23 protein-coding genes are annotated in these 26,102 nt (G+C 62.2%); 13 read left to right on the forward strand and 10 right to left on the reverse strand.

The window, feature by feature from the left end; genetic code table 11:
- Positions 1-93 precede the first annotated feature (93 nt).
- From IPF76_RS10985 to IPF76_RS10995, 3 genes are all read left to right on the forward strand, one after another.
- Positions 94-408: a helix-turn-helix domain-containing protein gene (locus tag IPF76_RS10985; protein ID WP_000349485.1), complete on the forward strand. Its 315-nt coding sequence runs from the start codon at positions 94-96 to the stop codon at positions 406-408.
- 219 nt (positions 409-627) lie between these two features.
- Positions 628-1,746, forward strand: coding sequence for a hypothetical protein (locus tag IPF76_RS10990; RefSeq protein WP_293843587.1), 1,119 nt, complete (start codon positions 628-630; stop codon positions 1,744-1,746).
- A 9-nt stretch (positions 1,747-1,755) separates the two neighbouring features.
- Positions 1,756-2,244, forward strand: a complete 489-nt coding sequence (locus tag IPF76_RS10995) for a GAF domain-containing protein (RefSeq protein WP_293843589.1) — start codon at positions 1,756-1,758, stop codon at positions 2,242-2,244.
- A gap of 492 nt (positions 2,245-2,736) precedes the next feature.
- Here IPF76_RS10995 and katG read toward each other — a convergent pair whose 3' ends face one another.
- Positions 2,737-4,929, reverse strand: coding sequence for a catalase/peroxidase HPI (katG, locus tag IPF76_RS11000; RefSeq protein ID WP_293843592.1), 2,193 nt, complete (start codon positions 4,927-4,929; stop codon positions 2,737-2,739).
- 367 nt (positions 4,930-5,296) lie between these two features.
- Between katG and IPF76_RS11005 the strand changes: the two genes are divergently transcribed.
- A complete protein-coding gene (locus IPF76_RS11005; protein WP_293843595.1) occupies positions 5,297-5,443 on the forward strand; it encodes a hypothetical protein in 147 nt (48 codons plus the stop codon).
- A gap of 70 nt (positions 5,444-5,513) precedes the next feature.
- Here IPF76_RS11005 and IPF76_RS11010 read toward each other — a convergent pair whose 3' ends face one another.
- Both IPF76_RS11010 and IPF76_RS11015 read right to left on the reverse strand, forming a co-directional pair.
- Positions 5,514-8,054, reverse strand: a complete 2,541-nt coding sequence (locus tag IPF76_RS11010; protein WP_293843598.1) for a TonB-dependent receptor — start codon at positions 8,052-8,054, stop codon at positions 5,514-5,516.
- Between the two features lie 105 nt (positions 8,055-8,159).
- Complete coding sequence (locus IPF76_RS11015) at positions 8,160-8,330, reverse strand: YezD family protein (protein WP_293843601.1); 171 nt, start codon at positions 8,328-8,330, stop codon at positions 8,160-8,162.
- 190 nt (positions 8,331-8,520) lie between these two features.
- Here IPF76_RS11015 and IPF76_RS11020 point away from each other — a divergent pair, with 190 nt between their 5' ends.
- From IPF76_RS11020 to IPF76_RS11050, 7 genes are all read left to right on the forward strand, one after another.
- Positions 8,521-9,525: a nitronate monooxygenase gene (locus tag IPF76_RS11020; protein ID WP_293843604.1), complete on the forward strand. Its 1,005-nt coding sequence runs from the start codon at positions 8,521-8,523 to the stop codon at positions 9,523-9,525.
- 32 nt (positions 9,526-9,557) lie between these two features.
- The gene (locus IPF76_RS11025) at positions 9,558-10,310 is read left to right on the forward strand and encodes a hypothetical protein (RefSeq protein WP_293843607.1); all 753 of its coding nucleotides are present in this window, start codon (positions 9,558-9,560) and stop codon (positions 10,308-10,310) included.
- Positions 10,311-10,400: 90 nt separating this feature from the next.
- A complete protein-coding gene (ptsP, locus tag IPF76_RS11030; RefSeq protein ID WP_293843610.1) occupies positions 10,401-12,698 on the forward strand; it encodes a phosphoenolpyruvate--protein phosphotransferase in 2,298 nt (765 codons plus the stop codon).
- Between the two features lie 96 nt (positions 12,699-12,794).
- Positions 12,795-13,793 carry a glycosyltransferase family 2 protein gene (locus IPF76_RS11035; protein ID WP_293843613.1) on the forward strand — a complete coding sequence of 333 codons (999 nt, stop codon included), beginning with the start codon at positions 12,795-12,797 and terminating at the stop codon, positions 13,791-13,793.
- A gap of 69 nt (positions 13,794-13,862) precedes the next feature.
- Positions 13,863-14,240 (forward strand): GtrA family protein, encoded by a 378-nt coding sequence (locus tag IPF76_RS11040; protein WP_293843615.1) that lies wholly within the window; start codon positions 13,863-13,865, stop codon positions 14,238-14,240.
- 1 nt (position 14,241) lies between these two features.
- On the forward strand, positions 14,242-14,904 hold the full coding sequence (locus tag IPF76_RS11045; protein WP_293843618.1) for a class I SAM-dependent methyltransferase: 663 nt from the start codon (positions 14,242-14,244) through the stop codon (positions 14,902-14,904).
- A gap of 21 nt (positions 14,905-14,925) precedes the next feature.
- Entirely contained in the window at positions 14,926-16,050 is a 1,125-nt protein-coding gene (locus IPF76_RS11050) for a glycosyltransferase (RefSeq protein WP_293843621.1), read from the forward strand.
- Here the strand turns inward: IPF76_RS11050 and IPF76_RS11055 are convergent.
- Positions 16,040-17,743: a hypothetical protein gene (locus IPF76_RS11055; RefSeq protein WP_293843624.1), complete on the reverse strand. Its 1,704-nt coding sequence runs from the start codon at positions 17,741-17,743 to the stop codon at positions 16,040-16,042. The genes IPF76_RS11050 and IPF76_RS11055 overlap by 11 nt on opposite strands.
- A gap of 198 nt (positions 17,744-17,941) precedes the next feature.
- Between IPF76_RS11055 and IPF76_RS11060 the strand changes: the two genes are divergently transcribed.
- Entirely contained in the window at positions 17,942-18,358 is a 417-nt protein-coding gene (locus IPF76_RS11060) for a GFA family protein (RefSeq protein WP_293843627.1), read from the forward strand.
- Here the strand turns inward: IPF76_RS11060 and IPF76_RS11065 are convergent.
- Genes IPF76_RS11065 through IPF76_RS11080 form a run of 4 tightly spaced genes read right to left on the reverse strand, consistent with a single transcriptional unit; the run spans position 18,340 to position 23,336 of the window.
- A complete protein-coding gene (locus IPF76_RS11065; protein WP_293843630.1) occupies positions 18,340-19,743 on the reverse strand; it encodes a serine hydrolase in 1,404 nt (467 codons plus the stop codon). The two genes, IPF76_RS11060 and IPF76_RS11065, sit on opposite strands and share 19 nt — an antisense overlap.
- Complete coding sequence (locus tag IPF76_RS11070) at positions 19,740-21,053, reverse strand: replication-associated recombination protein A (protein WP_293843840.1); 1,314 nt, start codon at positions 21,051-21,053, stop codon at positions 19,740-19,742. The genes IPF76_RS11065 and IPF76_RS11070 overlap by 4 nt, the downstream gene beginning before the upstream one ends.
- Positions 21,054-21,072: 19 nt before the next feature.
- Positions 21,073-22,230: a glycosyltransferase family 1 protein gene (locus tag IPF76_RS11075; protein ID WP_293843632.1), complete on the reverse strand. Its 1,158-nt coding sequence runs from the start codon at positions 22,228-22,230 to the stop codon at positions 21,073-21,075.
- Between the two features lie 44 nt (positions 22,231-22,274).
- The gene (locus IPF76_RS11080) at positions 22,275-23,336 is read right to left on the reverse strand and encodes a hypothetical protein (RefSeq protein ID WP_293843635.1); all 1,062 of its coding nucleotides are present in this window, start codon (positions 23,334-23,336) and stop codon (positions 22,275-22,277) included.
- 158 nt (positions 23,337-23,494) lie between these two features.
- Between IPF76_RS11080 and IPF76_RS11085 the strand changes: the two genes are divergently transcribed.
- A complete protein-coding gene (locus IPF76_RS11085) occupies positions 23,495-24,211 on the forward strand; it encodes a hypothetical protein (RefSeq protein WP_293843638.1) in 717 nt (238 codons plus the stop codon).
- Here IPF76_RS11085 and IPF76_RS11090 read toward each other — a convergent pair.
- Positions 24,208-25,143: a hemolysin family protein gene (locus IPF76_RS11090; protein WP_293843641.1), complete on the reverse strand. Its 936-nt coding sequence runs from the start codon at positions 25,141-25,143 to the stop codon at positions 24,208-24,210. The two genes, IPF76_RS11085 and IPF76_RS11090, sit on opposite strands and share 4 nt — an antisense overlap.
- A gap of 19 nt (positions 25,144-25,162) precedes the next feature.
- Complete coding sequence (ybeY, locus tag IPF76_RS11095; protein ID WP_293843644.1) at positions 25,163-25,669, reverse strand: rRNA maturation RNase YbeY; 507 nt, start codon at positions 25,667-25,669, stop codon at positions 25,163-25,165.
- Positions 25,670-26,102 lie beyond the last annotated feature (433 nt).

Here is a 26,102-nt window from a genome sequence, read left to right on the forward strand (position 1 = left end):
TTCTAGTATTGTCGAAATGATGTACGCAGCCTACTTGCGTTTATCCGACCTGTCAACTATAATTCTAGAAACATCGAATTATTGGGGCGTGCTATGGATCACGAAAAGGTTGCAGCCAGCTTAGCTGAGCTAGGGAATAGTCACCGACTGTCCGTGTTCCGCTTTCTGGTCAAAGCTGGCCATGATGGGGCTTCGGTCGGAGATATCCAGAAGGGGCTGGGTATTCCTGCTTCGACGCTATCACATCACCTTGCGCGCATGGCCAAGGTAGGGCTGATCCGGCAGGAGAAACATAGCCGCACGATTGTCTGTATACCCGAGTATGGGCACCTAGAGAATTTGATCGGTTTCTTACAAGAGGAATGTTGTGCAGGTGTCCGGATTGCGCATGAACCAGAACCGCTTTGACGCTTGCCCAGCTCGCTGTCCTCCCTAGTCAGCATCGCTATGAAGACTCAGGCGAAGGTGGAAACAGAAAATTGGCAGTAGAGTAGGCTGAAGAGGATCAATCAGATAATCCGCTGAGAAAGATTTTCTTCTTTACATCTTTGGCATTTTATCAACCAGAAATTCCGGATACCCCAAAATCATTGCCGAAGCGGCTGACAAATATGCCTTTGCTGCGAAATGGACCGGACTGACCATCGAATAAGGCGCTGGCCGTGGATTGCCGGCGGCCTGCTGCTGGCGGCCGCGGCGGCAATCTGGGCGATTCTGCCCGACGGGCGTGCTGCGCGCGTCGAACATCGCGCCGGCTGCTACGACCGGACCAAGCTGCCGCGGGTCGACACGCGTGCCGACGGGCGCCAGGCGATGCAGCTTCGCGTCCTGCTCTGGAATGTCGAGGGGCTCCCCTGGCCGATCCGCAGCGGACGCCACGCAAAGCTGAGGCGGATTGCCGATTGGCTCGCCAGGCGACGCGAGGCGGGACTGGGGCCCGACATCTTGATCTTGCAAAAGGCGTTCACACCCGCAGCGTCGCGGATCGCCGTCGCCGGGAGGTTTCACTCGATCCTGCCCGGTCCGGCGCTTGACGATTTGAGGCATTTTCCTGCCGCAGCGCCGCCACAGGACTATCACCACGGCGCACGATGGCGGAAAGGCGAAGGCATCGGAAAATGGCTCGACAGCGGTCTGTACATCGCCACCGACCTGCCGGTGATAGACCATGTCAGCGCGCCCTTTGCCGCCGACAGCTGTGCCGGATATGATTGCCTGTCGAACAAGGGCGGTCAGAATATCATTCTCGGCATCCCGGATGCGCCCGATAGTCTCCACATCTTCAATACGCATCGCAACTCGCGCGAATCATCCGGGGTATCGATCCAACGAGCCGAGATCGCGCATTTCCTCCAGACGAGCGAAAATGACATTCTGCTGCGCGGCCGCGGTGCGATCACGCGTCGGGCGATGATCGCGGCAGGCGATTTCAATAATTATCGGACGGGCGACAAGCGCGGGCATTTCGCGCGCGATCCGGGCTTTCGGCTGGCCGCAAAAGGACCGGGCATGACCGCCCGCGCCGCGCCGATGACCGACATTCAGGCCTGGTCCGACGCCTACGACCTCCTCGGCTATCGCAGTTCGGACACACTTCGTGTCGAACCGCTCGCGGTCACGACATTGTTCGACGGCAAAAATGGTCCTCGCCTTTCCGATCATGACGCCCAATATGTGATTGTCCGGATCAGTTGGCGCGCCGATGCACAGCCGTCGTCGATCCCGGTAAAATCCTGTCCTGTCTGAAGGAAACCCATGTCCTATAACCTTGCCTTCACCGCCACCGACACTGCTGCCCTCTGGGCCGAGGCGGGCGACGCCGCCGCGGCATTGGTCGCGGGCGAGCACGACGGCATCGCGAATATGGCGAATGTCGCGGCGCTGATCTGGCAGGCGATCCCCGATCTGAACTGGGCGGGTTTTTACCGCTTCGACGGGACCGAGCTGGTACTCGGCCCATTCCAGGGCAAGGCGGCGTGCATCCGCATTCCGCTCGACAAGGGGGTATGCGGAGCCGCTGCTCGCCTCCGCGCGACCCAGCGCGCCGAGGACGTCCACGCCTTTCCCGGTCATATCGCGTGCGACGCCGACAGCCGCAGTGAACTGGTGGTGCCGGTGATCGCGGGCGACCGGCTGGTCGGCGTCCTCGACCTCGACAGCCCGCTGCCGGCACGGTTTACCGCGGCCGATGAGGCGGGAGCCGAGGCGCTGGTGGCGCGGATTGCGGGGGCACTGGTTTGCTGACATCGTGCAGGCGATGCCATATCCCCATGTCCATGTCGGCCCTGGGGTTCGAAGCGGACGCACGAGATCCTCCCTGAACGGGGAGAGGGGCCAGCGAAGCTGGTGGAGGGGCTCCATCGGGTTTGCCTTGCCGCCGCGGTAGTGCCGTACGGCCCCGCCACACCGCCTTAAAGCGGCAAAGGAGACAGAATGAACGCGCACGTGCGTAACTTTTGTCGCTTAAAGGGCATCAAAACCAGGCGTGAAATGAAAAGCGGTTCTCTGAACCTCGTCATGTTGAACTTGTTTCTGCATCCATGGCCCGCGTTCTCGCCCAACGCTCCGCCATTGACCAAATCCGGCCATGGTCCCTGAAACAAGTTGAGAGTGACAAATGATGAATAGGAATTGTCGCCGGAATGAACCCTTCGTTCCCCGAAAAGAAAGACCCGCCCCCAGGCCCATGTCCCCGGGGGCGGGTCCGCAACCCATCGTCTGTTCGGCTGGTCCAGATCAGAGGTCGAAGCGGTCGGCGTTCATCACCTTGGTCCAGGCCTTGACGAAATCCTTGACGAACTTCTCTTCATGGCCGGTTTCGGCATAGACTTCGGCCACCGCGCGCAGCTCCGAATTCGACCCGAACACCAGATCGGCACGCGTGGCGCGCCAGGTTTCTCCGCCGCCCTTGCGATCGGTGGCGACATATTCCTGATCCTCCGACCCATCGACAGCCTTCCAGACATTGGTCATGTCGAGCAGGTTGACAAAGAAGTCGTTGGTCAGCTGACCCGACCGCTTGGTGAAATGGCCGTGCCCGCGCTCGCCATGATTGGCACCGAGAACGCGCAAGCCCCCGACAAGCACGGTCATTTCGGGCACCGACAGGCCGAGCAGCGACGCGCGATCGAGCATCATTTCCTCGGTCTTCACCGCGAGCTTCTTCTTGCCAAGATAGTTGCGGAACGCATCGGCTTCGGGTTCCATCACCGCAAAGCTGTCGGCATCGGTCTGTTCCGCGGTCGCATCGCCGCGGCCACCGGCGAACGGCACCGCGACGTTGAAACCCGCGTCCTTGATCGCCTTTTCGAGGCCGACAACACCGCCGAGCACGATGGCATCTGCGATCGACAGGCTACCGCGCAGGCCGTCGAGCGTTTCGATCACCTTCGCCAGCATTGCAGGCTCGTTGACCTCCCAATCCTTTTGCGGGGCAAGGCGAACGCGCGCACCGTTGGCGCCGCCGCGATGGTCGGACTTGCGATAGGTGCTGGCCGAGGCCCAGGCGGTTTTGATCAGCTGGCTGACGGTTAGGCCGCTATTGGCGATCTTGTCCTTCACCGCAGCGACGTCTGCGTCCGACGGTATCGTTCCGGCGGGGATCGGATCCTGCCAGATCAGGTCTTCGGCGGGAACCTCCGGGCCGAGGTAGCGGACTTTCGGCCCCATATCGCGGTGGGTCAGCTTGAACCACGCCCGCGCAAAGGCGTCCTTGAACGCTTCGTGGTCGGCACGGAACCGCTCGCTGATCGCGCGATAGGCGGGATCGCGCTTCAGCGCCATGTCCGCGGTCGTCATCATCGTCGGGACCTTGATATTCGGATCCCAGGCCGCCGGCGCCATATCCTCTTCTTTCTGGTTGATCGGCTGCCACTGGTTTGCGCCCGCGGGCGACTGCACCAGCTCGTAATCATAGTCGAAAAGCAGGCGGAAATAATTCTCCGTCCACTCGCGCGGGGTGTTCGTCCACGCGCCTTCAATACCGCTGGTCACGGTATGCTCGCCAATGCCGCCGCTGTCATGGCTGCTGACCCAGCCAAAACCCAGCGCGGCCAGATCGCCACCCGCAGGCGCGGAACCGAGCAGCGAGGCGTCGCCGTTGCCGTGCGCCTTGCCGAAGGTGTGACCGCCCGCGGTGAGCGCGACGGTTTCCTCGTCGTTCATCGCCATGCGCGCGAAGGTTTCCTTCATATCGCGCGCCATGCCTTCGTCGTCGTGCGGATTGCCCTGCGGCCCTTCGGGATTGACGTAGATGAGGCCCATCTGGATCGCGGCGAGCGGGCCTTCCAGCTCTTTCATGCCATGTTCGGGAGCAATGCGGGTTTGTACCCCCTGGTTCACCCACTTGTCTTCGCTGCCCCAATAGATGTCGCGCTCGGGTTCGAACACGTCGGCACGGCCGCCGCCAAAGCCGAACACTGGACCGCCCATGCTTTCGATGGCGACGTTACCGGTCAGGATGAACAAGTCGGCCCAGCTGATCTTGTTGCCATATTTCTGTTTAATCGGCCACAGCAGGCGCCGCGCCTTGTCGAGATTGCCGTTGTCGGGCCAGCTATCGAGCGGCGCGAAACGCTGCTGCCCGCTGTTGGCGCCGCCGCGGCCGTCGGCGGTGCGATAAGTGCCCGCCGCGTGCCAAGCCATTCGAATGAAGAAGGGACCATAATGCCCATAGTCGGCCGGCCACCACGGCTGGCTGTCGGTCATCAGCGCGGTGAGATCGGCCTTAAGCGCTGCGTAGTCGAGCAGCGCGAACGCCTTCGAATAATCGAAGTCGTCGCCCATCGGGTTCGACGGGCCATTGGGGTTCAGGATCTCGGTCGCCAGCATCTCGGGCCACCAGTCCTTGTTGGTGCGGCCGAGCAGGGCACGCATGCCGCCGGGCTGGTGGACGGGGCAACCGCTGCCGATGGGGGTCTGGTCGTTCATGCAGTCTCTCCTTTTGAGGTTCTCGTTGGATCGGGGTGGCGCGGCACGATGACGGGCGCATGACGCGCGGGCGACCGGAGGATCACCGCTAGCACGCCATTAAGGGCCGGTCGCGAGTCGATTGGATCGTCCTTTCGCCTTAAGATAGAAAGGATAGGCCGCCCCCCGCCATCGACATAACCGAATAAGCTGAATTCAGTCATTGAACGAACCGATTACAGCGGCGCAGGTTGCCGCAATCAAATGACGTTGGTCGCACCGCCGCCACGCCCCGGCGAAACGGTTGGGGCGCGGCGCAACACCATGGTGAAACAGCGGGTTGGCTCGATGTCACCCACCCAATGGTGTGACGAAACGGAGACAGAAAGTGGCTAACCAAAACCCCAATGAGCAGCAGCAGCGCGACGAAGAACAGCGTCGCAAACAGCAGCAGCAACAGCAGGATGGCGGCCAGGATCGCCAGCAGGGCGGTCAGCGTTCCGGTCAGGACCGCGACAACCCCCAGCAGCGCTGACGAGCAGGCGGCATGAGAAGGGGGCGCCTCGCGGAGCGCCCCCTTCTCTGCATCCGGCGAATGGGCTGAATTAGAAACTGAACTTTACCGTCCCGCCCCAGGTGCGCGCATCGCCCGCGGTCCCCGCGATGAGCCCGGTGTTGCCGGGGGCAACCTGCAACAGTTCAATATAATTCACGTCAAACGCGTTGCGCACCCACCCAAAGACGTCGAAACCCTCGCCGCGAAATCCGGCGCGGAAATTGGTCAGCGCATATCCCTTGACGTTCGTGTAGATCGATGGCGACGCGTTTGAATTCCACTGCGAGCGATAATTGCCGTCGATGCCCAGATACACCTGTCCGTCTTTCGCCAGCAGCGTCGCGGGAATGTTGGTCTCCGCACCATAGGAAAACGCCCATTTCGACACGCCGGGCAACCGCTGTCCAGAAATATCGCACTGCCGCGGACTGAGCGCACCCGGGACGCCAGGCTGCGAATAATCGGGGACTGCACTCGCCGGCTGGAGCGTTCCTCCGGAGAGTTCTGGCGGGCACGGCGCGTTGATGAACTTCTTGTATTTCGCGTCGGTATAGGCGCCGTTGGCGTATGCAGTGAAGCGGTCGCTCGCGACAACCTTGAGGTCTGCCTCGACGCCCTGCGACGTCACCTTTTCCGCATTGGCCAGATAGCCGCGCACGGTGCCGAACTGGCCGCCGTTGACGGTCGCCTGGAAATTCTTGATCTCGGTGCGGAACGCCGACAGGTTGAAGGTCGCCCGCCGGTCGAAGAACTGCGTCTTCAGCCCCACTTCGAAATGATCGATCGACTCGGGTTTCACCGTGCTGGCGTCGAAATTGACACTGTTGTCGGCGTTGAGCGGCAGGCCATTCTGGTTGATGCCCAGCGTCTTGAAGCTCTTGGCATAGGTCGCATAGGCGAGGACGTCGGACGCCACCTTGTAATTCACGTTGAAGTCGTAGGTGAAGTTCCACGCACTGTCCGAGGGCGAACTTTGTTGCGGCTGATAGACGCCGCACTGCGCCGCCAGCACCGAACCTGCGGCGGGCGCCGGCGTGCAGGAGATGGCATTGCCCGCGCCGTTGGTCACGATGCGCTGATAAAAGCCCGATTTCTTGTCATAATTGACCCGCGCGCCCGGCTGGATGGTCAGCGCGTCGGTGACCTTCCAGCTCAGCTGGCCGAACAGCGCCGCGCTGGTGCTCTTGAGATATTGGGTGTTGGCGGCAGTCAGGCCGTTGAGGATGCCGGGATCCGCCGCCTGCGCGCCGGTCAGGCTCCAGCGGCTGGCATCGGCACCCTGCTGTTCGGTCCCCTGCGTATCGATCCGCTGCTTGAAGCCGAAAAGACCGAGGACGAAATCGATATTGTCGCCGTCATAGTCGTAACGAAACTCCTGGCTATACTGGTCCTGCTGCGACGGGTTTTGCGATTTCGAGACGATCGACAGGCCGGTGAAGTCGCGGTCGTTCTCGGGCTTCCAGTCCCAGAAGCGCCAGGCGCTGATCGAAGTGAAGGTGCCGGGCCCCACGTCCCACTTCACCCGCGCCGAAACGCCGCCGATCTTGTTGCCGGCGTTGAGGCTGGCGTCGATGTCGGTCAAACGGTCGAATATATTGCGGCTCGGAACAGTGTAAGGCCGCGTCGGGTTGGCAGCATTATAGGCTGCAACTAATCCGTCATATTGGCGCGCGAGGGCGCGCTGCGTCCGGCCGACGCGGACGAGCGATGTGCCGTACCCCTCGGGGTCCTGCTTGCTATAGTCGCCCGACAGCGTGATGCTCAGGTCATCGCTGGGCTTGAACAGCAGCTGGCCGCGAAGGCCCAGATTGTCCTGTTCGTTGATCCAGCGGTCGCTCGTGACGTTGAAGATCGTCCCGCGCCGACTGGTCGCGGCGATGGCCAGCCGCGCCGCAATCGTTTCCGACAGCGGGCCGGACACTGCCGCCTTGGCCTGTCGGTAATTGAGGTTGCCGACGCTGACCTCGGCCCGTCCCTCGAAATCAAAGGTCGGCTGGTTGGTGGTGACGTTGATCGCGCCCGCGGTGGTGTTCTTGCCATACAGCGTGCCCTGCGGCCCGCGCAGCACCTCGACCTGCTCGACATCAAGGAAGTCGAAGGTCGCGGCGGCGACGCGCGAATTATAGACGTCGTCGACATAGATGCCGACGCCTTGTTCGAAGCCGTCGCTTGTGAGGCCAAACGGAACGCCAAGCCCGCGGATGTTGACCGAGGTGTTGCGGGGGTTCGAGGTATAAACCTGCAGCGTCGGGGCGAGCTGCTGCAGCTTGACGACGTTGAAGTTGCCCGTCGCCTCGATCGAATCACCGCGGATCACCGAGATCGCTACGGGGACTTCCTGTGCCGTCTCCTGGCGGCGGCGGGCGGTGACGATGATGATGTCGCCGCGGCTGACTTCGTCGTCGACTTGCGCCGTGGCGTCCGCGGCAGCGGTCGAGGCTGTTGCGGCGACGGCAACGCCATCCTCCGCATTAGCCGCCGACAATTCTTCCGCGGCCGCCGGCGCGGCGCCGATTGCGAGCAGGAACGAAAGGGTCAGTGAGGATGCCTGCAAGCGGCGACGGCGAACGGACGGGTATTTTGCGGTCATGACAATTTCCTGTTGCAAAGAAAATTGCCACATCCGGTGGACCGGTCTGCGGCAGGACGAGGGGAGAGTCCCTCTTGGGAGCGTTTGACTTGGGCGCGTTTGAAATCAGTTGGAGTAACGGTGCCGTTCGGTCACATCGACCTGCACCAGCCGCCCTTCGTGGACGGTCAGCTGGATCGCTCCGAACTTCAGCTTGTCGAGTGCCTCGAGCACCGTTTGAATGGCGCGGGGCAGCTGTTCGGAACCGGCTTTGGCGGCCTCCTCGGCAGTGCTCATGGTCGTTCCTTTCCCTAATGGATTCGCCCTCGCAGGATAAGGTAACTGTTTTAGTTGACAATGACTGATTTGCTTTCTGCGCTGAAAGGTTCGGTTGCTGCGCCAAACGGATTCCAGCATGCGACGGGCCGATTGCCCCATTACCGCCAGGGATTGCGCGCGAGTCCCAGTGCTGGCAAAGGCAGCTTCAATGAGCAAAATGAATGAATTGATGGCGCGCGGGACGGAACTGCTCGGCAGCGACCACGCCATCCTGTGCGGCGCGATGAGCTGGGTCTCTGAACGCCATCTGGTCAGCGCGATCAGCAACGCCGGAGGTTTCGGGGTGATCGCGTGTGGCGCGATGACGCCAGCGCTGCTCGATACCGAGATCGCCGCGACCAAGGCGCTGGCGACAAAACCGTTCGGCGTCAATCTGATCACGATGCACCCGCAATTGTTCGAGCTGATCGATGTTTGTGCCAAGCATGGCGTCGGTCACGTCGTGCTGGCGGGTGGCCTGCCGCCGAAGGGCAGCCTGGAGGCGATCAAGGCATCCGGCGCCAAAGTCATCTGTTTCGCGCCGACGCTGGCGATGGGCAAGAAGCTCGTCCGCTCGGGCGTCGATGCCCTGGTGATCGAGGGGATGGAGGCCGGCGGTCACATCGGCCCTGTATCAACCAGCGTGCTGGCGCAGGAAATCCTGCCGACACTGGCTGACGAAGTCCCGGTGTTCGTCGCCGGGGGCATCGGACGCGGCGAAGCGATCGCCGCTTATCTGGAAATGGGCGCTTCGGGCGTCCAACTCGGGACGCGCTTCGTCTGCGCCACTGAAAGCATTGCGCATCCCAATTTCAAAAAGGCGTTTATGCGCGCTTCGGCGCGCGAAGCGGTCGCGAGCGTCCAGATTGACCCGCGCCTGCCCGTCATTCCGGTCCGCGCCCTCAAGAATTCCGGAACCGAGGCGTTCACCGCCAAGCAGCGCGAAGTCGCCAACAAGCTCGACCAGGGCGAGATCGACATGATGGAAGCGCAGCTGGAAATCGAACATTATTGGGCCGGCGCGCTGCGCCGTGCCGTGATCGACGGCGATGTTGAAAATGGTTCGTTAATGGCAGGGCAATCTGTCGGTATGGTATCCGAAGAAGAGAGCGTCGCCGAAATCATCGCAACTTTGGTGCAACAGGCCGACGCCGCATTGCACGCTCGGGGTTGATGCCGCACGATATTGCGGCTGGGGAGAAGATCATGAATTTGTCGCGCAAGATCATCGTGGCCGGACTGCTGGCGAGCGTTGCCGCTTGTACCAAAGCGCCGCCGCCACCGCCCCCACCGCCGCCGCCGCCAGTGGTGATCGTGGTGCCGCCGCGGCCATTGCCGCCGGGCAACGCCGCGGTGACCCAGATCCTGCCCGGACGCGGCATTGACGGCCGGTTCGTCACCGCGAACAGCAATATCACGGGCGACCGCGCATTTTGGCAGTTGAAGATCGGGTTGAACGTCGCCGCGATCGGTTGCCGCGGACTTGAAGAAACGACGCTCGTGTCGGCGTACAACAATATCATCAAGGCGCATGGCAAGGTCATTCGCTCGACCGAAAAGAATGTGATCACCCAGCTGGGCAAGGACACCAAGACCAACGGCACCGCGGCGCGCGATCGCCTGTCGACGCAGCTGTTCAATTATTTTGCCCAGCCGCCCGCGCAGCGCGGTTTCTGTGCTCGCGCCAACGAAATCGCCCAGCTGGTGTCCTCGACCCCCACCGCGCAGGTGATCGAACAGGCGCCCGCGCATCTGGCGCGGCTCGACCAGCCCTTCCACGATTTCTACGAAGCCTATGCCCGATATCAGTATGACGTCGCGGCATGGGACGCCAAATATGCACCGCCACCGCCGGTCATGAGCGCGCCTGCACCAGTTACGCCCTTCGGTCCGACGACGACGACGGCTTCGCCGCCAGGTGCAGCGCAGGGGCCCACCGCGCCGGTCGGGATCAACTGACGCAGGCTTGGCGCGAGCGAAAAATGGTTTGGCGGCAACAGCGCGCGGGGGTCATGGCGCTCGGCGCATCCATCTGTTAGCAGGGGGCGAATGACCAACGCCCCGCCTCCCCCCTCTTCGGCCGCCCAGTCAGCGCGGACCATATTGACCCGATTGCACGAGGTGATGGCGTCGCGCGCCAACGCGCAGGGCAAGCTCAATCAGGTTGTGGGCATCATCGGCGAATGCCTCGATAGCGAGGTCTGCTCGATTTACCTGCTGCGCGACGGCGCGCTTGAACTTTATGCGACGCGCGGCCTGAACCAGGAGGCGGTTCACGTCACCCGCCTCGGGCTCGGCGAAGGACTGGTCGGCATGATCGCCGACCAGATCGAAACGCTGAACCTTGACGAGGCCGCGGCGCATCCCGATTTTTCGTACCGCCCCGAAACGGGCGAAGAATTGTTCCACAGCTTTGCCGGGGTGCCAATCATCCGGCGCGAACGCGCGGTGGGCGTGCTGTGCGTCCAGCACAGCGACCCGCGCCGCTATGCCGACATCGAAATCGAGACGTTGCAGACCGTCGCAATGGTGCTGTCCGAACTGATCACCAACGCCGATCTGGTCGATACCGCCGCGCGCACCGACGCCGCTGCCGCCGACCAGTCGGCGCAGCGATTGGTCGGGCAGAAGCTGGTCGACGGCATGGGCGCCGGGGTCGCGGTGTTCCACCAGCCGCGCATCACCATCGAACATACCGTTGCCGAGGACACAGAGGCCGAGCGTCACCGCGTCTATGCCGCGTTCGACAAGATGCGCGAACAGATCGACCGGATGGCGAGCCAGGCCGACTTCGGCGTTGGTGGCGAACATGATGAAGTCATCGAGACCTACAAGATGTTCGCCTATGACGAAGGCTGGTCGCGGCGCATCAACGAAGCGATCGATAGCGGTCTGACCGCTGAGGCGGCGATCGAGCGCGTTCAGCAGCGCACCCGGATGCGGATGCGCCAGATCGACGATGCCTTGCTGCGCGACCGCATGCACGACCTGGAGGATCTGTCGAACCGGCTGATCCGCATCGTGTCGGGGCAGATGGGGACCGCGGCGCAGATGGGTTTGCGGCAGGATTCGATCCTGATTGCGCGCAACCTCGGTCCCGCCGAACTGCTTGAGTATGACCGCCGCCGCCTGAAGGGCGTCGTGCTCGAGGAAGGCTCGCTCACCGCACACGTCATCATCGTGGCGCGCGCGATGGGGGTGCCGGTGATCGGGCGGGTCAACGATGTACGCGCCTCGATCCGCGAAGGTGATTTGCTGCTGCTCGATGCAGCCGCAGGCGCGCTGCATGTTCGCCCGACCCAGGCGGTACAGGACGCGTTCGACGCCAAGCTGGTAATTTCGCAGAAACGCCGCGCCAACCTCGCATCGTTGCGCGACCTGCCTGCCGTCACCAAGGACGGCGTGCAGATCGAACTGATGATCAACGCGGGTTTGCGCGAAGATGTTGCTGCGCTCGACCTCACCGGCGCGCGCGGCATCGGCTTGTTCCGTACCGAATTTCAATTTCTGGTGTCGGCGACGCTGCCGTCGCGTGATCGCCAGCAACGCCTTTACCGCGACGTGCTCGACGCCGCGGGCGATCGACCGGTGATTTTCCGCACCGTCGATATCGGCGGCGATAAGGCGCTGCCCTATATGAACGTCGGCGAAAGCGCGCAGGAAGAAAATCCAGCGATGGGCTGGCGCGCGCTGCGCTTGGCACTCGAGCGCGAGGGGCTGCTCAAGGTTCAGGCGCGGGCGCTGATGGAGGCGGCCGCCGGACGTACGCTCAACGTCATGTTCCCGATGGTGTCCGAACCGTGGGAATATGAGGCCGCGCGCAAGCTGTTCGTCGGGCAGCGGGCATGGCTCGCCAAGCATAATAAGAAGCTGCCGGTCGCGATCCGTTATGGCGCGATGCTGGAAGTGCCGGGGCTGCTTGAAACGCTCGACCTGATGCTACCGCACCTCGATTTCCTGTCGGTCGGGACCAACGATCTGACGCAGTTCCTGTTCGCCGCCGACCGCGTGCATCCGCGCCTCGCCGAACGCTATGACTGGTTGTCGCCGATCGTCATGCGCTATCTGGCGCGCGTCGTGCGCACGGTGTCGGGATCCAAGGTCGCGCTGGGCGTTTGCGGCGAGATGGGTGGTCGTCCGCTGGAAGCGATGGCGCTGCTCGGCGTCGGCATCGAACGCCTGTCGATCACCCCCGCGGGGGTCGGCCCGGTCAAGGCGATGATTCGCTCGCTCGACCTTGCCGCACTGCGCGCCGACATGCCTGCGATTTTGGCGCACCCGGCATCGAATCCACGCGGTCAGTATCAGGCGTGGGCCGAGGTGCATCGGGTGGATTTGGGCAATTGATCAAACAGGTTCGGAGCGGACCCTAAACAGTTGTTAACTAGTTTCGACTAGCTTCCCGAAAGGAATTGACCAGGTTTCGCGGGGGTTTCCAAATCTATGTACGTGCGCGTGGGGCAGTTCGATGCTGCGAACCCTTTCCAACTCGACGACGCCACGCCGAGCATTGCGGTCCTCCTGCCTTGCTATAACGAAGGCCTGGTCATCGGCACGGTCGTCGAGCGGTTCCGCGAGATCCTGCCCGAAGCCAGAATCTATGTTTACGACAACAACAGCAGCGACAATTCCGCCAACGTCGCCCGAGCATCCGGAGCGATTGTTCGCAGCGAAACGCGGCAAGGCAAGGGCTTCGTCGTCCGCCGGATGTTCGCCGATATCGATGCCGACATTTATATCATGTGCGACGCCGACGAGACCTATGACGCGCAGGCTGCCCCGAAATTGATTCAACGGCTCGTCGATGACGGCCTCGACATGATGGTGGGCACCCGAACCGATGTCAGCGGCACCGCTTATCGTCCCGCGCACCGCTTCGGCAACTGGATGCTGACCGCGCTGGTGCGGACTATGTTCGGCGGCGGCTTCAGCGACATGCTGAGCGGCTATCGCGTCTTTTCGCGGCGGTTCGTCAAATCCTTCCCGCCGATGTCACAGGGCTTCGAGATCGAAACCGAGTTGACCATTCACGCACTGCAACTTGGTATGCCGACCAGCGAGGAACCAACGCGATTCAAAGATCGCGTCGAGGGGTCGGAAAGCAAGCTGCAAACGATATCCGACGGCTTTCGCATCCTGAGGACCATCGGCATGCTGCTCAAACAGGAACGGCCCTTTGCGCTCTTCAGTTCGATCGCACTCGCGCTGTTCTGCCTATCGCTTCTGTTCGGCTATCCGGTAATCCTCGAATATATGCATAGCGGCACGGTTCCGCGATTGCCGATGGCCGTTCTTGCGACGGGGACGATGATCCTTGCGTTTCTCAATTTGTTCTGCGGACTCATCCTCGATACCGTGACCCGCGGGCGCAAAGAAGCGAAGCTCTTAAGGTATCTTCAGGTACCAAGCGTGCATGCGGGGGCTGAAAGACTAGATTCTTAGATGTCTGGAACCAAACAACAGTATGACTCCGCACTGCTATTGCCCCCAAATGTCTCGCAAGGCACGGCTATGAGATCGTTTTTTGCATACGGCTTTGTTTCGATGATCTGTGTAGTCCTACACAATCTGATCGTGATAGGAGGAGATATTCTGGGCTTTCCATACTTTGGATCGATCTTGGTATCCTTCTCCTTCGTCACAACAGTTGGTTATGTCCTGCAAAGCTTATTTACCTTCGACGAGGCTCTCGGTGCACGCCGTTTCATGCGTTACCTCTTGGCGATGTCTACGAACATTCCCCTCGTCCTTATCGCGATCTGGATATGGCATGACGTTGTCGGTCTCGCGATGTTCTGGGCCTCGCCGATTGCGACCATCTGCATGATCGCCGTCAATTTCGTACTGAGCCGCTGGGCGATCCGCCCGCAAGCAACCCGGATGATCTGATATGGCCACTGCACCCATGACCATCGACCTGCGCCAATTGCAAACGATCCTGGCCGAGCATCTTCCCGTGTTCGCCGTGAAGGCGCCGCACTACCAGGCGGAAATGCTCGATAGTCTCCTTGAAATTTGGCAGGATCGTCACCAGCGATTACTCGATGTCGGCGGCGGCACCGGGGTGATCGCGCAGGCCATTGCCGACCTATTCCCGGTCGTATCGGTCGAGGCGATAGACTTGGTTGACCGCTTCTGCCCGACGCTGAAGGTGCCGACGCGACAATATGATGGGCGCACCATTCCCTGCGCTGACGGATCCTATGACGCCGCCACACTCAACAACGTGCTACACCATGTGCCGCGCAGCGCGCGCGTCGATCTGATGCGCGAAATCCGACGCGCGGTTGCCGGTCCGGTCTATATCAAGGACCATCTGACCACCGGTTTGGTCGATGACCTGCGACTGACAGCCCTCGACGCTTGGGGCAACATTCCCTTTGGCGGTATGGTCAAAGCAGACTATCTCTCGCGCCGCGATTGGGAGGCGCTGGCGCGCGCGGCAGGTTATCAGATCAGCGCTGTGGCCAGCAGCAGGAAGTATCGCTCCGGTCTCGCCGGCCTCGCCTTTCCCAACCGGCTCGAAACAACGATGCGCTTCGAACCCGGCTGACACGGTCAAAGCCGTTCATTGATGCGCATCCTATCCGTCAGCAACTTTTTCGATTCGCACGGCGGAGGGCTGGAGCGCGTCGCGGCGCACCTGAACCGCGAATTCATTGCGGCGGGGCATCAGGTTGCGTGGGCCGCGAGCGACGCCGACGGATTGCCCGAAGGCCCGGCCACGCTGGTCGGTTTGCGCTGCGTCAACCCGACCGAACAGTTCAGCGGGCTGCCGATGCCTATCCCAGGCCCACGCTCCATAATGCGGCTGCGGCGCGCGATCAGCAATGCCGACACCGTAGTTATTCACGACGCGCTCTATGTGACTTCGGTCCTTGCCATGATCTTTGCGAAGGCCGCGAAAAAGCGGACAGTCATGGTGCAGCATATCGGCGTGATCCCGTTTTCCAGCGCGCTATTGAATGCCATTTTACTGCTCGCCAATTTTATCGTCACGCGTACGATGATGGGCGCTGCCGACCGGCTCGCCTTCATTAGTGCGACGGTGCGTGACGACCTTTTGGGTACCCCGCCCCGCCGCAGCTCGCTGCTCGTGTTCAACGGCGTCGACCAGTCCGTGTTCAACGCACACGAGCAATCGACCCGGCACGACACGCGCGCACGATGGAATCTGCCGGCCAGCGCACCGCTAGCCGTCTTCGTGGGCCGCTTCGTCGAGAAAAAAGGCCTACGGATACTGAAACTCTTGGCCCAGCAGCGCCCCGGCGTACATTTTGCCCTGCTAGGCCAAGGGCCGATCGATCCTTGCGAATGGGGCTTGATGAACGTGCATGTGCTCGGCCAGCAACCGCAGAGATTGATCGCCGATCTGTATCGCGCGTCCGACATGCTGCTGCTGCCGAGCGTCGGCGAGGGCTATCCGCTTGTCGTCCAGGAAGCGATGGCTTGCGGGCTTCCCGTAATTTGCGGCGACGGCAGCGCCAAAGCTGACCCGGCAGCGTATCAATGGCTGACCGGGATTGACATCGATCTTGCCGATCCTCACGGCTCCGCGACGCGCTGCGCGGCCGCAATCGATGGGCTGGCTGCTGCGCCCGTCGATACGGCCGCCATGGCGGATTATGCCGCAAAGAATTATAATTGGCGCCGGATGGCCGACGCTTTGCTCGACGGCTTGCAACCGACTATTCGATGATCGTGGTCCGGCATTGCCATTGGCGCAATTGGGTGCCGACTGCCTGATTAGCCTTGTCACGCGCGGTGCCAGCCTCTGTCGCGCCATAATAAGCACGGATCGGCTCTAGCGTCTCGTTACCGACAAATGCGACCAACGGCGCAGCGTGCGCCGCGCAAAGTGCCTCCGCCAGCGCGGGGTCAACCGCGCCACGCATCAAACGAATCGGGCGCGCATCGAGTGCTGGTGAATTGATAATCAGATCGACGGCAAAGGGTGCATCTGTTTCGCCCACCACCACATAATCGGCGCCGCTCGCCGCGATGCGTTCCGATGCCCTTGCATAGGGAGCATAAAGAGAGTGCGCCATCCACGCTTGCAGTGGAAGAACAACGACCAACCCCGCCGCGGTCGTCCGCGCGAGCAAGGTCCGCCAACGCGCCTTCGCCTCGCCCAGCGACATCCACCCAAAAACCGCAAGCAGGATGAAGTTACCGATCAGGCCGTGCAGATAGCGATAACCAAATCCGTGTCCCTGATAGGGCAGGATGATAAGCATCACCATCGTCGTCAGCAAAACACCCCCTGCCAATGCGCCCGCCAGACGGTCCTTGCGCGCTATCGCAAGTCCAAGCGGCAGGAGCGGCAACAGCAGCAGGTGCTGCCAGGCGAAAAACCGCAGGATGTTTGCGACCATATTGGCGAGACGCAGGCCGTCTCCCTGTATCACCGTCAGGATCAGCCGACTGATATAGTCGATCCCCTGTTCTTTGGTTGCTACCGCATCGCCTTCAACCAGCGCCCACATGGCATTTGGCCACCACGCCCAGAACGCGCCGATGGCGACATAGCCCAGAAAATAGATGGTGGCGCGGCGCCAGTCGCGCTCGAGCACCAGCAGGAAGAGGATGGGTGCCGCAAACATGGGATGCATGATTGGTTGATGCAGCCCCACCGCGACGAAGCCGACCGCCAAAGCCGCGAGATCCGTCCACATCGTCCGACGCAGGAAGAGCCAAAGCCAGCAGAGGTTCAGCGCAAGATGCGCCGGCATGGCATAGGCGGTCATGCCGTTGAACAATATCTGCCCCGACCCAAGATAGAGCAAGAGCGCGACAACCGCCGTCTCGTGATCGGCCGGCCAGATGCGCCGGGCACATCCCCATAGTGCGACCGCACCCAACATCAGCATCGCCGGCCCGGTCATGGCGGCATCGCCGATCAGCCCAAACAGAGCGCGCAACACAGCATTGAACGGCAGATAGGCCGATACCCATCCCGCAGTTTCGCTGGTCGGATACATGAACATCGTATTGAGCGCGTCGGCATGATGGCGCCACACGCCGCTCAGCGGTGCGACGAGTTGCCCCTGTGCGAATACCTGTGCGTCGAAGGTCGCCATTTGCTCGTCACGACTGAGGTCGTGACCCGACAGGATCAGATAGTGGCCAGCAAAGGCGACAACCGCCATCAGCGTTCCGATTGCCAACGCCAGTCGCCAACTTCCAGCAAACGCTCGCTCACGCGTGGGAAGACGCCACAAGCAAAGCGCGAGCAACAACGCGCCAACAAGCAGCAGCCACCTATCCTGCCGTTGCAGAAAAAACAGGCTGAGATTGGCATCGGCTCCTTGCAATGCCGCGAGCACGAAGGCCGCCATCGCGAAAACCGCAGGTCGCTGCACCGCTATGCCCAATAGCTGTTTGTTCGTCATCGCGTGGGACATGCCACTTTATGGATAATTCGGTGTTAATTCGGAAGCGATTGTGCGGCGCCGAAGGGGAACGATGATGGTGGCGCCGTCCGCTTGGACGCGCGAGGCGCTATTGTTGCTGGTCAAGGATGCACGATGCAATTGCGCGATCGAAGATGTTTATGATATGTTCTTGCAATCGCAGTCAGGAGAACGGCCATGAACGATTCGAGTCCGCGCGCCACCGGCCAATGCCATTGCGGCGCAATTCGTTATTCGATGACCACCTCGGTGCAGCATCATGCGCTGTGCCATTGCAGCGATTGCCGCCGCCACGCCGGGGCGCCGATGGTCGGGTGGGCGCTAGTCGGGCAGGACGAGATCGAAATCACCGGCACCCCGAAAATCTACGCATCATCCGAACATGGCCGACGCCATTTCTGCGGCGATTGCGGCACCGGGCTCTTCTATACCAGCGAAGCGATTTTTCCGGGGCAGATCGATGTCCAATCGGCGACGCTCGACGATCCCGACCTTATTCCCGCGCAGGTGCAGATCCAGATCGCCGAGCGTATCGGATGGATGGATAAGCTGGACAGCCTTCCGGCGTTCGAGCGCTATCCGCCTTTCGAATAGGGTCGGCGCGGACCGTCGGCAGCGACGATCGCCCTGACCAGCGCCACTATGTCGAGCCGGTTCGTGTCGTCGTCATAACCCTGCCGCACGATCACTAGTTGGCGAGACGGGATGACCACCAGATATTGGCCGCGATTGCCAAAGGCACCGAATGCGTCGGCGGGGACGCCGTCGGTTTTATTGAGCAGCCAAAATCCCGCACCATAGCCGAACATCCCCGCCGGCTGCGGTCCGCTCGGCGTCGTCACGAAGCTGCGCCAGTTGGCGGGCAACAGCCGCTGGCCGTCCAGGAGGCCGTCGTTTTGATACAGCAGCCCCAGCCGTGCCAAGTCGCGCGCGGTCGTCCACACCTGGCTCGACAGGATATAGTCGCCGTCCTTGTCATGCTCGACAAAGGTGCGTGTCATACCGATCTGGTCGAAGAAGGCGGCGGGGCTGAGCGCAGCTTCCGCCTTCGCTAGCGCTGCCTTGAGCGACAGTACGCCAAGTAGTGTGTCGTTATTGGCATAGCGATAGCGGGTGCCCGGTGGGTTCAGCAGCGGCCATTGCACCGTCCACTGGCGCACTGAGGCGCCGCCCATGTAGATTGCGTCGGTGCGATTGCCCGCCGAGTCGCTGGTCAGCCCACTTGCCATCCGCATCAGCTGCTCGGTCGTGATCGCAGCGCGCGGGTCGCCCGGGCTCTGCCATTCGGCAATCATCGCGGGCGCGTTGACGTCGATCTGGCCACGATGCACTGCGTGACCGATCAGCGTCGCGGCCATCGATTTGGCGACCGAGAAGGTCCGCTGCGCGGTATGCACATCATGGCCGCCCCAATAGCGTTCGACCGAAATCCGACCATCCTTGACGATCAGCAGCGCGCTGGTGCGGCCGCCGAAGCCGTTAATTGCCGTCACCGGCTCGAATTTGTTAGGCCCACTCGTGATCGGCCCGCCCGCGCCCTTGTCGCCCAGCGGCCATGGCTGATCGTCAAAGGTCGCACGCGCGGCAAATTCATGAACCGGCATCGGCAACGCGCTGATCGGCAACGTGACGCAACCTTCGCCCCCGGTCCATTGCGCCATGCGCGGCGGCATATCGGCGCGATATGATACGCTGACGCGTTTCGCCGCCTCGTCGACGTCGGCCTTCAGAACGCGGACGTCGGCCTCGATCTCCGGATAAATACCGGTCAGTTCGTCGCGCTCGATCGCGTCGAGCGACTTGCCCGCGCCGTTCCACAGCGACGAGCAAGTGAGCGCTGCGCGATAGCCCGCCGCCCACGCACGGTTGAGGTCAGGATTGGCATCGGCAGCCTGCGCAGGTATCGCCGTTGTCCCAATCGCGATTGCCAGCGCCAAACGGCACAGGGTCGCAACCTGCTTCATGGGCGGCTGCATCATTCCCCGCTCCTTGTCTTGCGCTGTTCGTCCCACCACGCCATGCGTTCGGCGATCCGCTTTTCAAACCCACGATCGGTTGGCTGGTAGTAGGTTTGTGCGCCCATGCCATCAGGCCAGTAATCGGCGCCGGAAAAACCGTCGGGTGCATCGTGGTCATAGGCATAGCCCGCACCATAGCCCAGGTCTTTCATCAGCTTGGTTGGGGCGTTGAGGATGTTCGCCGGCGGCGCCAGCGACCCGGTCTCGCGTGCGGATGCGAAGGCCGCCTTCTGCGCCGCATAGGCGGCGTTCGATTTGGGCGCGGTCGCGAGATAGAGGCAGGCCTGCACGATAGCCAGTTCTCCCTCGGGCGAGCCGAGAAACTGATAGGCGTCTCTTGCGGCGAGGCATTGCACCAGCGCCTGCGGATCGGCGAGCCCGATGTCCTCGATCGCGAACCGCACCAGCCGCCGCAGTACGTAGAGCGGCTCCTCGCCCGCAACGAGCATTCGTGCCATATAATAGAGCGACGCCTGCGGATCGGATCCGCGCAGCGCCTTGTGCAGCGCCGAAATCAGATTGTAATGACCGTCGCGGTCCTTGTCATAGACCGGCATCCGGCGGTGCAGGAATTGTGCAAGCTCGGCGGGATCGAGCGGGCCGGGAATCGCGGCGGCAAACAGCGTCTCGACCTGGTTAAGCAGGAAGCGCCCGTCGCCGTCGGCGCTCGTGACCAGCGCCGCCCGGGCATCCGCAGTGACGGGCAGGCTGCGCCCTATGTCGGCCTCGGCGCGCGCAACGAGCTGCGTCAGAGCATTCTCGTCGAGCCGGTTCAGCACCAGAACCTGCGCGCGCGACAGCAGCGCGGCGTTCAAGGCAAAGCTGGGATTCTCGGTCGTCGCGCCGACCAGCACCACCGTGCCGCGTTCGACATAGGGCAGGAAGCCGTCCTGTTGCGCGCGATTGAAGCGGTGAATCTCGTCGACGAACAACAAGGTCCGCTTGCCCGCCGCGGCCATTTTTTCGGCGTCAGCAAACGCCGTCCGCAAATCCGCAACCCCCGAGAACACCGCAGACAACGCCGAGAAACGCATCCCCACCGCTTCGGCGAGGAGCCGCGCGATCGTCGTCTTGCCAGTCCCCGGTGGCCCCCACAGGATGATCGACGACAATTGCCCCGCCGCGACCATGCGGCCGATCGTGCCTTCGGGTCCGGTCAGATGCTCCTGCCCGACGACGTCGGCCAGCGTGCGCGGGCGGAGCCGCTCGGCGAGCGGCACCGGGCCGGTCGCCGCGCCTTCGCGCTGAGCCGGTGCGTCGCCGCCAAACAGATCCCCGGCCACGATTGCCCTAACCCCCGCGCCGCTGTTTTTGGCGGATCAGGCGCAGATAGGTATCGGCGACCGCCTGATTGATCGCATCCCATTGATAGGCGCCGCTTTCGAGCACCGCCGCCGCGCCATGTTCGGTCCGGAGCGGGATGTCGCGGCAATAGCGCTGCAAATGGTCGGCAAAACCGGTGATCGAACCGGGCGACACGAGATAGCCGGTGCGGCTGTGCTTAACGATGCTAGCGCTGCCGGTCGCCCGCGCCGCGACGACGGGCAGGCCGCACGCCATCGCCTCAAGCGTTACATTGCCAAAGGTCTCGGTGACCGACGGATTGAAGAAAATGTCGCACGACGCCAGCGCATGCGCAAGATCTTCGCCGCCTTGAAACCCGATGAAACTGGCGTTCGGCAGGCGCGATTCAAACCATTCGCCCGCCGGTCCCTCACCAATGACGACTACCTTGTGCGGCACCCCGCGCCGCGCCAGCACGTCGATGGCGTCGGCAAACACGTCGAGCCCCTTTTCCATTACGAGTCGACCGAGGAACGCGATGATCGGGACATCGTCGGCGACGTCGAGCGCACGGCGCCAGTCCATGTCGCGGCGCCCAGGATTGAATACCCCCCGCTCGACGCCGCGGGTCCAAATGCCGATGTCGTAATTCATTCGCTGGTCGCGCAGCACCTGGGCAAAGCTTTCCGACGGCGCGATCAGCGCATCGCACTTGCGGTAGAGCTTGCGCAGCCACGCGACGATCACCGGTTCGAGAAACGACAGGTTGTAATAGCGAAAATAGGTCTCAAAGCGGGTGTGAACCGAACACGCGACCGGCAACCGCCGCCGCCGCGCCCACGCCGCCGCCTGCCGCGAAACCCGATCGGGGCTGGAGATGTGGAGGACGTTCGGCGCGAAGGCGGCAATGTCCTGCCGTACCCGCGAAGAAAAGGTCACCGGGATGCGATATTCGCTGCGCCCGGGGATCGCAAAGGACGGCACGCTGACCAGATCGCCGGTCGGCTCGAAATCAGGATTTGCGATGGTCGGTGAATAAACGCGCACCGCGGCGCCATGCGCGAGCAGATATCCGACAAGGCGGTTCAGCGCCTTGTTCGCGCCATCGACGGTCATGTTGTAATTGCCGCTGAACAGGGCGATGCGCAGGTCGGAGACGTCCATCGCGCCTGCGCTAACCCTCTCGCCGGGCAAACGCAACGCCGCCGTCAGGCCATGATGCTGTACGGTTCGCCGGGCTTTTGTCGGCACATGCGCTTTGCGACGCGCGTTTCCTCGCCCTCGACGATCGCGATATCGGTGATCGACAGGCATCTGCTGCCATTGGGTTCGGTGTTGAGCGCGGTGATCGTCGACGACCCTGCGACCCCTGCGCGCGTCGGGCTGGTCCATTTGGCGGTGGCGCCGACCTCTTCTTTTTTGGTCACTGCAACGGTCGCCTCGGCGGCGACCTTCTGCTCCTTTTCGTCCAGCTGGCAGGCAATCTCGGCGACGAGCACCGCGCCGAACAGCCCCGAGACCGCGGTACCGATGCCTTTCAGCCCCGCGGCACTCCCCGCGACGCCGCCGATCAACCCGCCGAGCGCCCCGCCGCGTTTGCGGGCGCGCTTGCATTTGGCTTCGGGGTTGGCGCCGTCGGCGCGTTTCGCCTCGTCGCCCTTTTTCTTCGCGGGCTTGTCAGCGTTTTCGGGCGCCGCGACCGCGGCAACCGCCGCGCGAGCCGGATAGCCGTTGCAGCCGGTGTTGAAGCAGAAGCGGTCGGCCAGATAAGCGCGATCGGTCTGATATTGCGCCTCCATCCCGCGATAGGCGGCAAGGTTTGCTCCTTCTGGATTGGAGGCCGCATGTTCAGCCATCACGGTCTGGAAGAAGCGATACTGGGTGTCCGCCGAATAGCGTTTGTTGGCGCCGACCTGGGTCGAATAGAGCGACGACAAGGCGTCCTGATAGGTAATCATCGCCTGGCGATAGGGCAGCATTTTTTGGCGATAATAGGTGTCGATCGCGACGGTGCAGCGGTTGATTGCCTTGGCCTGATCAAACGGGGCATCTATCTTGCGGTAATCTTCGCGGCAGCCCGGATAGCTGTCGGTATCGAGCGTCGGTCGTACCGGTAGCGCGGGCAACGGCGGTTCTGCGACCGCCGGCGGGACATAGGCTTTGTCGCCCTCGCCCGGTGGGCTCTGCCATGCGGCGGCAACGGCGCTGCTGGACAGCAACGCGACGCCGATGACGACGAGCATCGTCTTATGTCGCAACTTCGTCCGCATCCCATATCCCCCAACCCCTGTACTTCAAAGGTTAGGCTCGAATAGTCGCCCCCACAAGCTTGGTCAGTGACGCCGATCATACCGCCGCGTCCCCTTCCAGCGATATTGTTTTGATCCGGACGGTGGATTAGGATCAAGATCGAATTGGGAGGGGTGGCATGCGCAGCTGGATCAAATCGGTCACCACACTCGCGGCGATTCTGGCATGCACCGCCGCGACACCGCCGGGCATGGATCCGGACAATCCGACATGCCCCGACAAACCCAATTGGTCCGATTACAAAACGATGGTGCTGACGCCGTTCAAGCGCAGCGGCGAAACGGTGCTCCTCGCCGAAGGCCGCGTCGACAGCGAGCTGCCGGCGCGGCTCGAAAAAGTGCTGACCGACAATCCGTCGATCAGCGAGATCTGGATTCGTTCGCCGGGCGGTGATGCGCGCGCCGGCAATGCCGCGGGCCTGCTGATCCGCAAATTCAGCAAACAGCGCCAGATGATCACCCGCATCCCGGCGGGATGGACATGTTTCAGCGCCTGCAATTTTGTATTCATGGGCGGCCGCGCCCGCACAATCGATCCGGGTGGCCATTTCATGGTCCATATGTTCACGATGACCGGCGACAAGGACGCGATTCAGTCGAGCGTCGCGCTCGGCACCGAATCCACGACTGAACTGATCAGCGATGTCGAGCGCGAAGCCGCGCTCATGGCGACCGAGGATAATGACCTGCTCATCCGCCTCGACGTCTCACGCGATTTGCTGTCCGACATCATGTACCGGCAGAAAGCCGTCGCGACAGGCAGCGACCGTTCGACGCGCCGCTGCCTGTCGCGCAAGGAAGCGCTGAAATACAATGTCGTCAACGTCGACGATTAGTCGCCGGTTTCGGACGGCGCTTCCAGATTGACGACGACCGGCGGATGCAGGCGCAGGCGATGGACGCGGCGCTCGTCGGCCTCGGTTATTTCGATACGCCATCCGCTGGGGTGAAGCAGAATTTCTCCAACCTCGGGGACATGCCCTGCGAGCACTGCGGCAAGGCCGCCGAGCGTGTCGACATCTTCGTCGATCTCGGCGAGCCGCGGGTCGATTGCCTCGCCGATATCGTCGAGCTCGGCCCGCGCATCGGCGTTCCAACAGCCGTCGTCGCCGGGAACAAACAGCGCGGTCGGCTCGTCGTCATGCTCATCCTCGATCTCGCCAACGATTTCCTCGACCAGATCCTCGATCGTCAGCAGCCCTTCGGTACCCGAATATTCGTCGATGACGATCGCCAGATGGGTGCGCTTGGCGCGCATTTCGGCAAGCAGGTCGAGCACCCCCATCGACTGGGGTACATATAGCGGCTGGCGCAGCAAGTCGATCATCGGCGGTGGCGGGCGCCCCTCAGCAAGCACCGCAAACACATCCTTGACGTGGATCATCCCGACCACTTCGTCGAGATTTTCGCGGTAAACCGGCAGGCGGCTATGTCCCGCCTCTGCAAATTGCGCGAGGATTTCGGTAAAGCTGGCGCTTTCGGGGATGGCGATGATGTCGGCGCGCGGCACGGCGACATCGTCGACCGTCTGTTCGCCGAAATGGAGCAGGTTGCGCAGCATCTTGCGCTCGATCGGCGACATATCGCCAACGATGTTGCTGCCGCGCCGATCGTGACCCTCTTCCTCAGCCTCGTCGATAACGTCTTCGATCTGCTCGCGGAGCGACGGTTCCTTGTCGCCGCCGAACAGCAATGTCCGAAGCCCGGCCCACAGGCCGGATCTACTGTCCTCTTCCGATCGGGTCGAAGATCCCTGGTCGTCGGGCATATATCTCGCGTTTCCTCCGTTAATCCTGATCCGCATATGGATTGGCGATGCCCAGCGATGCAAGCGCTTTCACTTCCAATGCCTCCATTGCCCCGGCGCTCGCGTCGTCCACATGATCGTAGCCGACCAGATGCAGCGTGCCATGGACGATCAAGTGCGTCGCATGGTCGGCAATTGAAATCGCCTTTTCTTCGGCTTCGCGCGCGCAAGTTTCGCGCGCCAGCACAATGTCGCCGAGCAGGATTTCGCCGTCGTCGCTGTTGGTGAGCCCGTCTAGCAAATCGTCCTGCACTTGGGGAAAAGAGAGGACGTTGGTCGGCTTATCCTTGCCCCGAAAATCGCGGTTGAGCGTCTGCACCTCGGCGTCGTTGGTCAGCCGCACCGCAACCTCGACCAGCGGCGCGGCCAGAGCGAGCGATGCAAAGGGTGTCAGCGCGAGCGCGGCAGCGACCGCTTCCGCGGCGCGCACCTCCCAATCGAGTTCGTCAGGCCACGGGATTACGCTATGGGTTTCGACACTCAGCACGAACGGTCTCGCGGAAGGGCAATGGCGGAAAACTGCGCAACTTCACTCGCGATTCGCGTTTTCGCGGCGGCGTTCGTCCCCGCGGGATCATCGTTGCAGGTCATGCCCCTCCGCTACCGCGACAAATAAATGTAGGACAGCGTTTTTTCCCATTCCGCCTCAGTCCGGTTGGAAAGCGGACGCTCCGCGACCAATGTTGGCATGATCGCAGCCCTAGCTTCTAACGTCCGCGTCGCCATTCCACCCATAGATGAGCCTCGGCCCTTCTGCCGCGCTTCAAAGATCGGTGACGTTTGCCGTCGCTACGCTACGAGAGGGGGGAATCTCCTCTAATATGAGCTCAGGCGAACAGTTCGGTCTGCAAATGGCGACCAAATGTCTCGGGCAGACACCAATCGCTGCGCTGAGGCACAAAATATATCGCTGTCGGTAG

This window comes from Sphingopyxis sp., assembly GCF_016704835.1.
Taxonomy (GTDB): Bacteria; Pseudomonadota; Alphaproteobacteria; order Sphingomonadales; family Sphingomonadaceae; genus Sphingopyxis.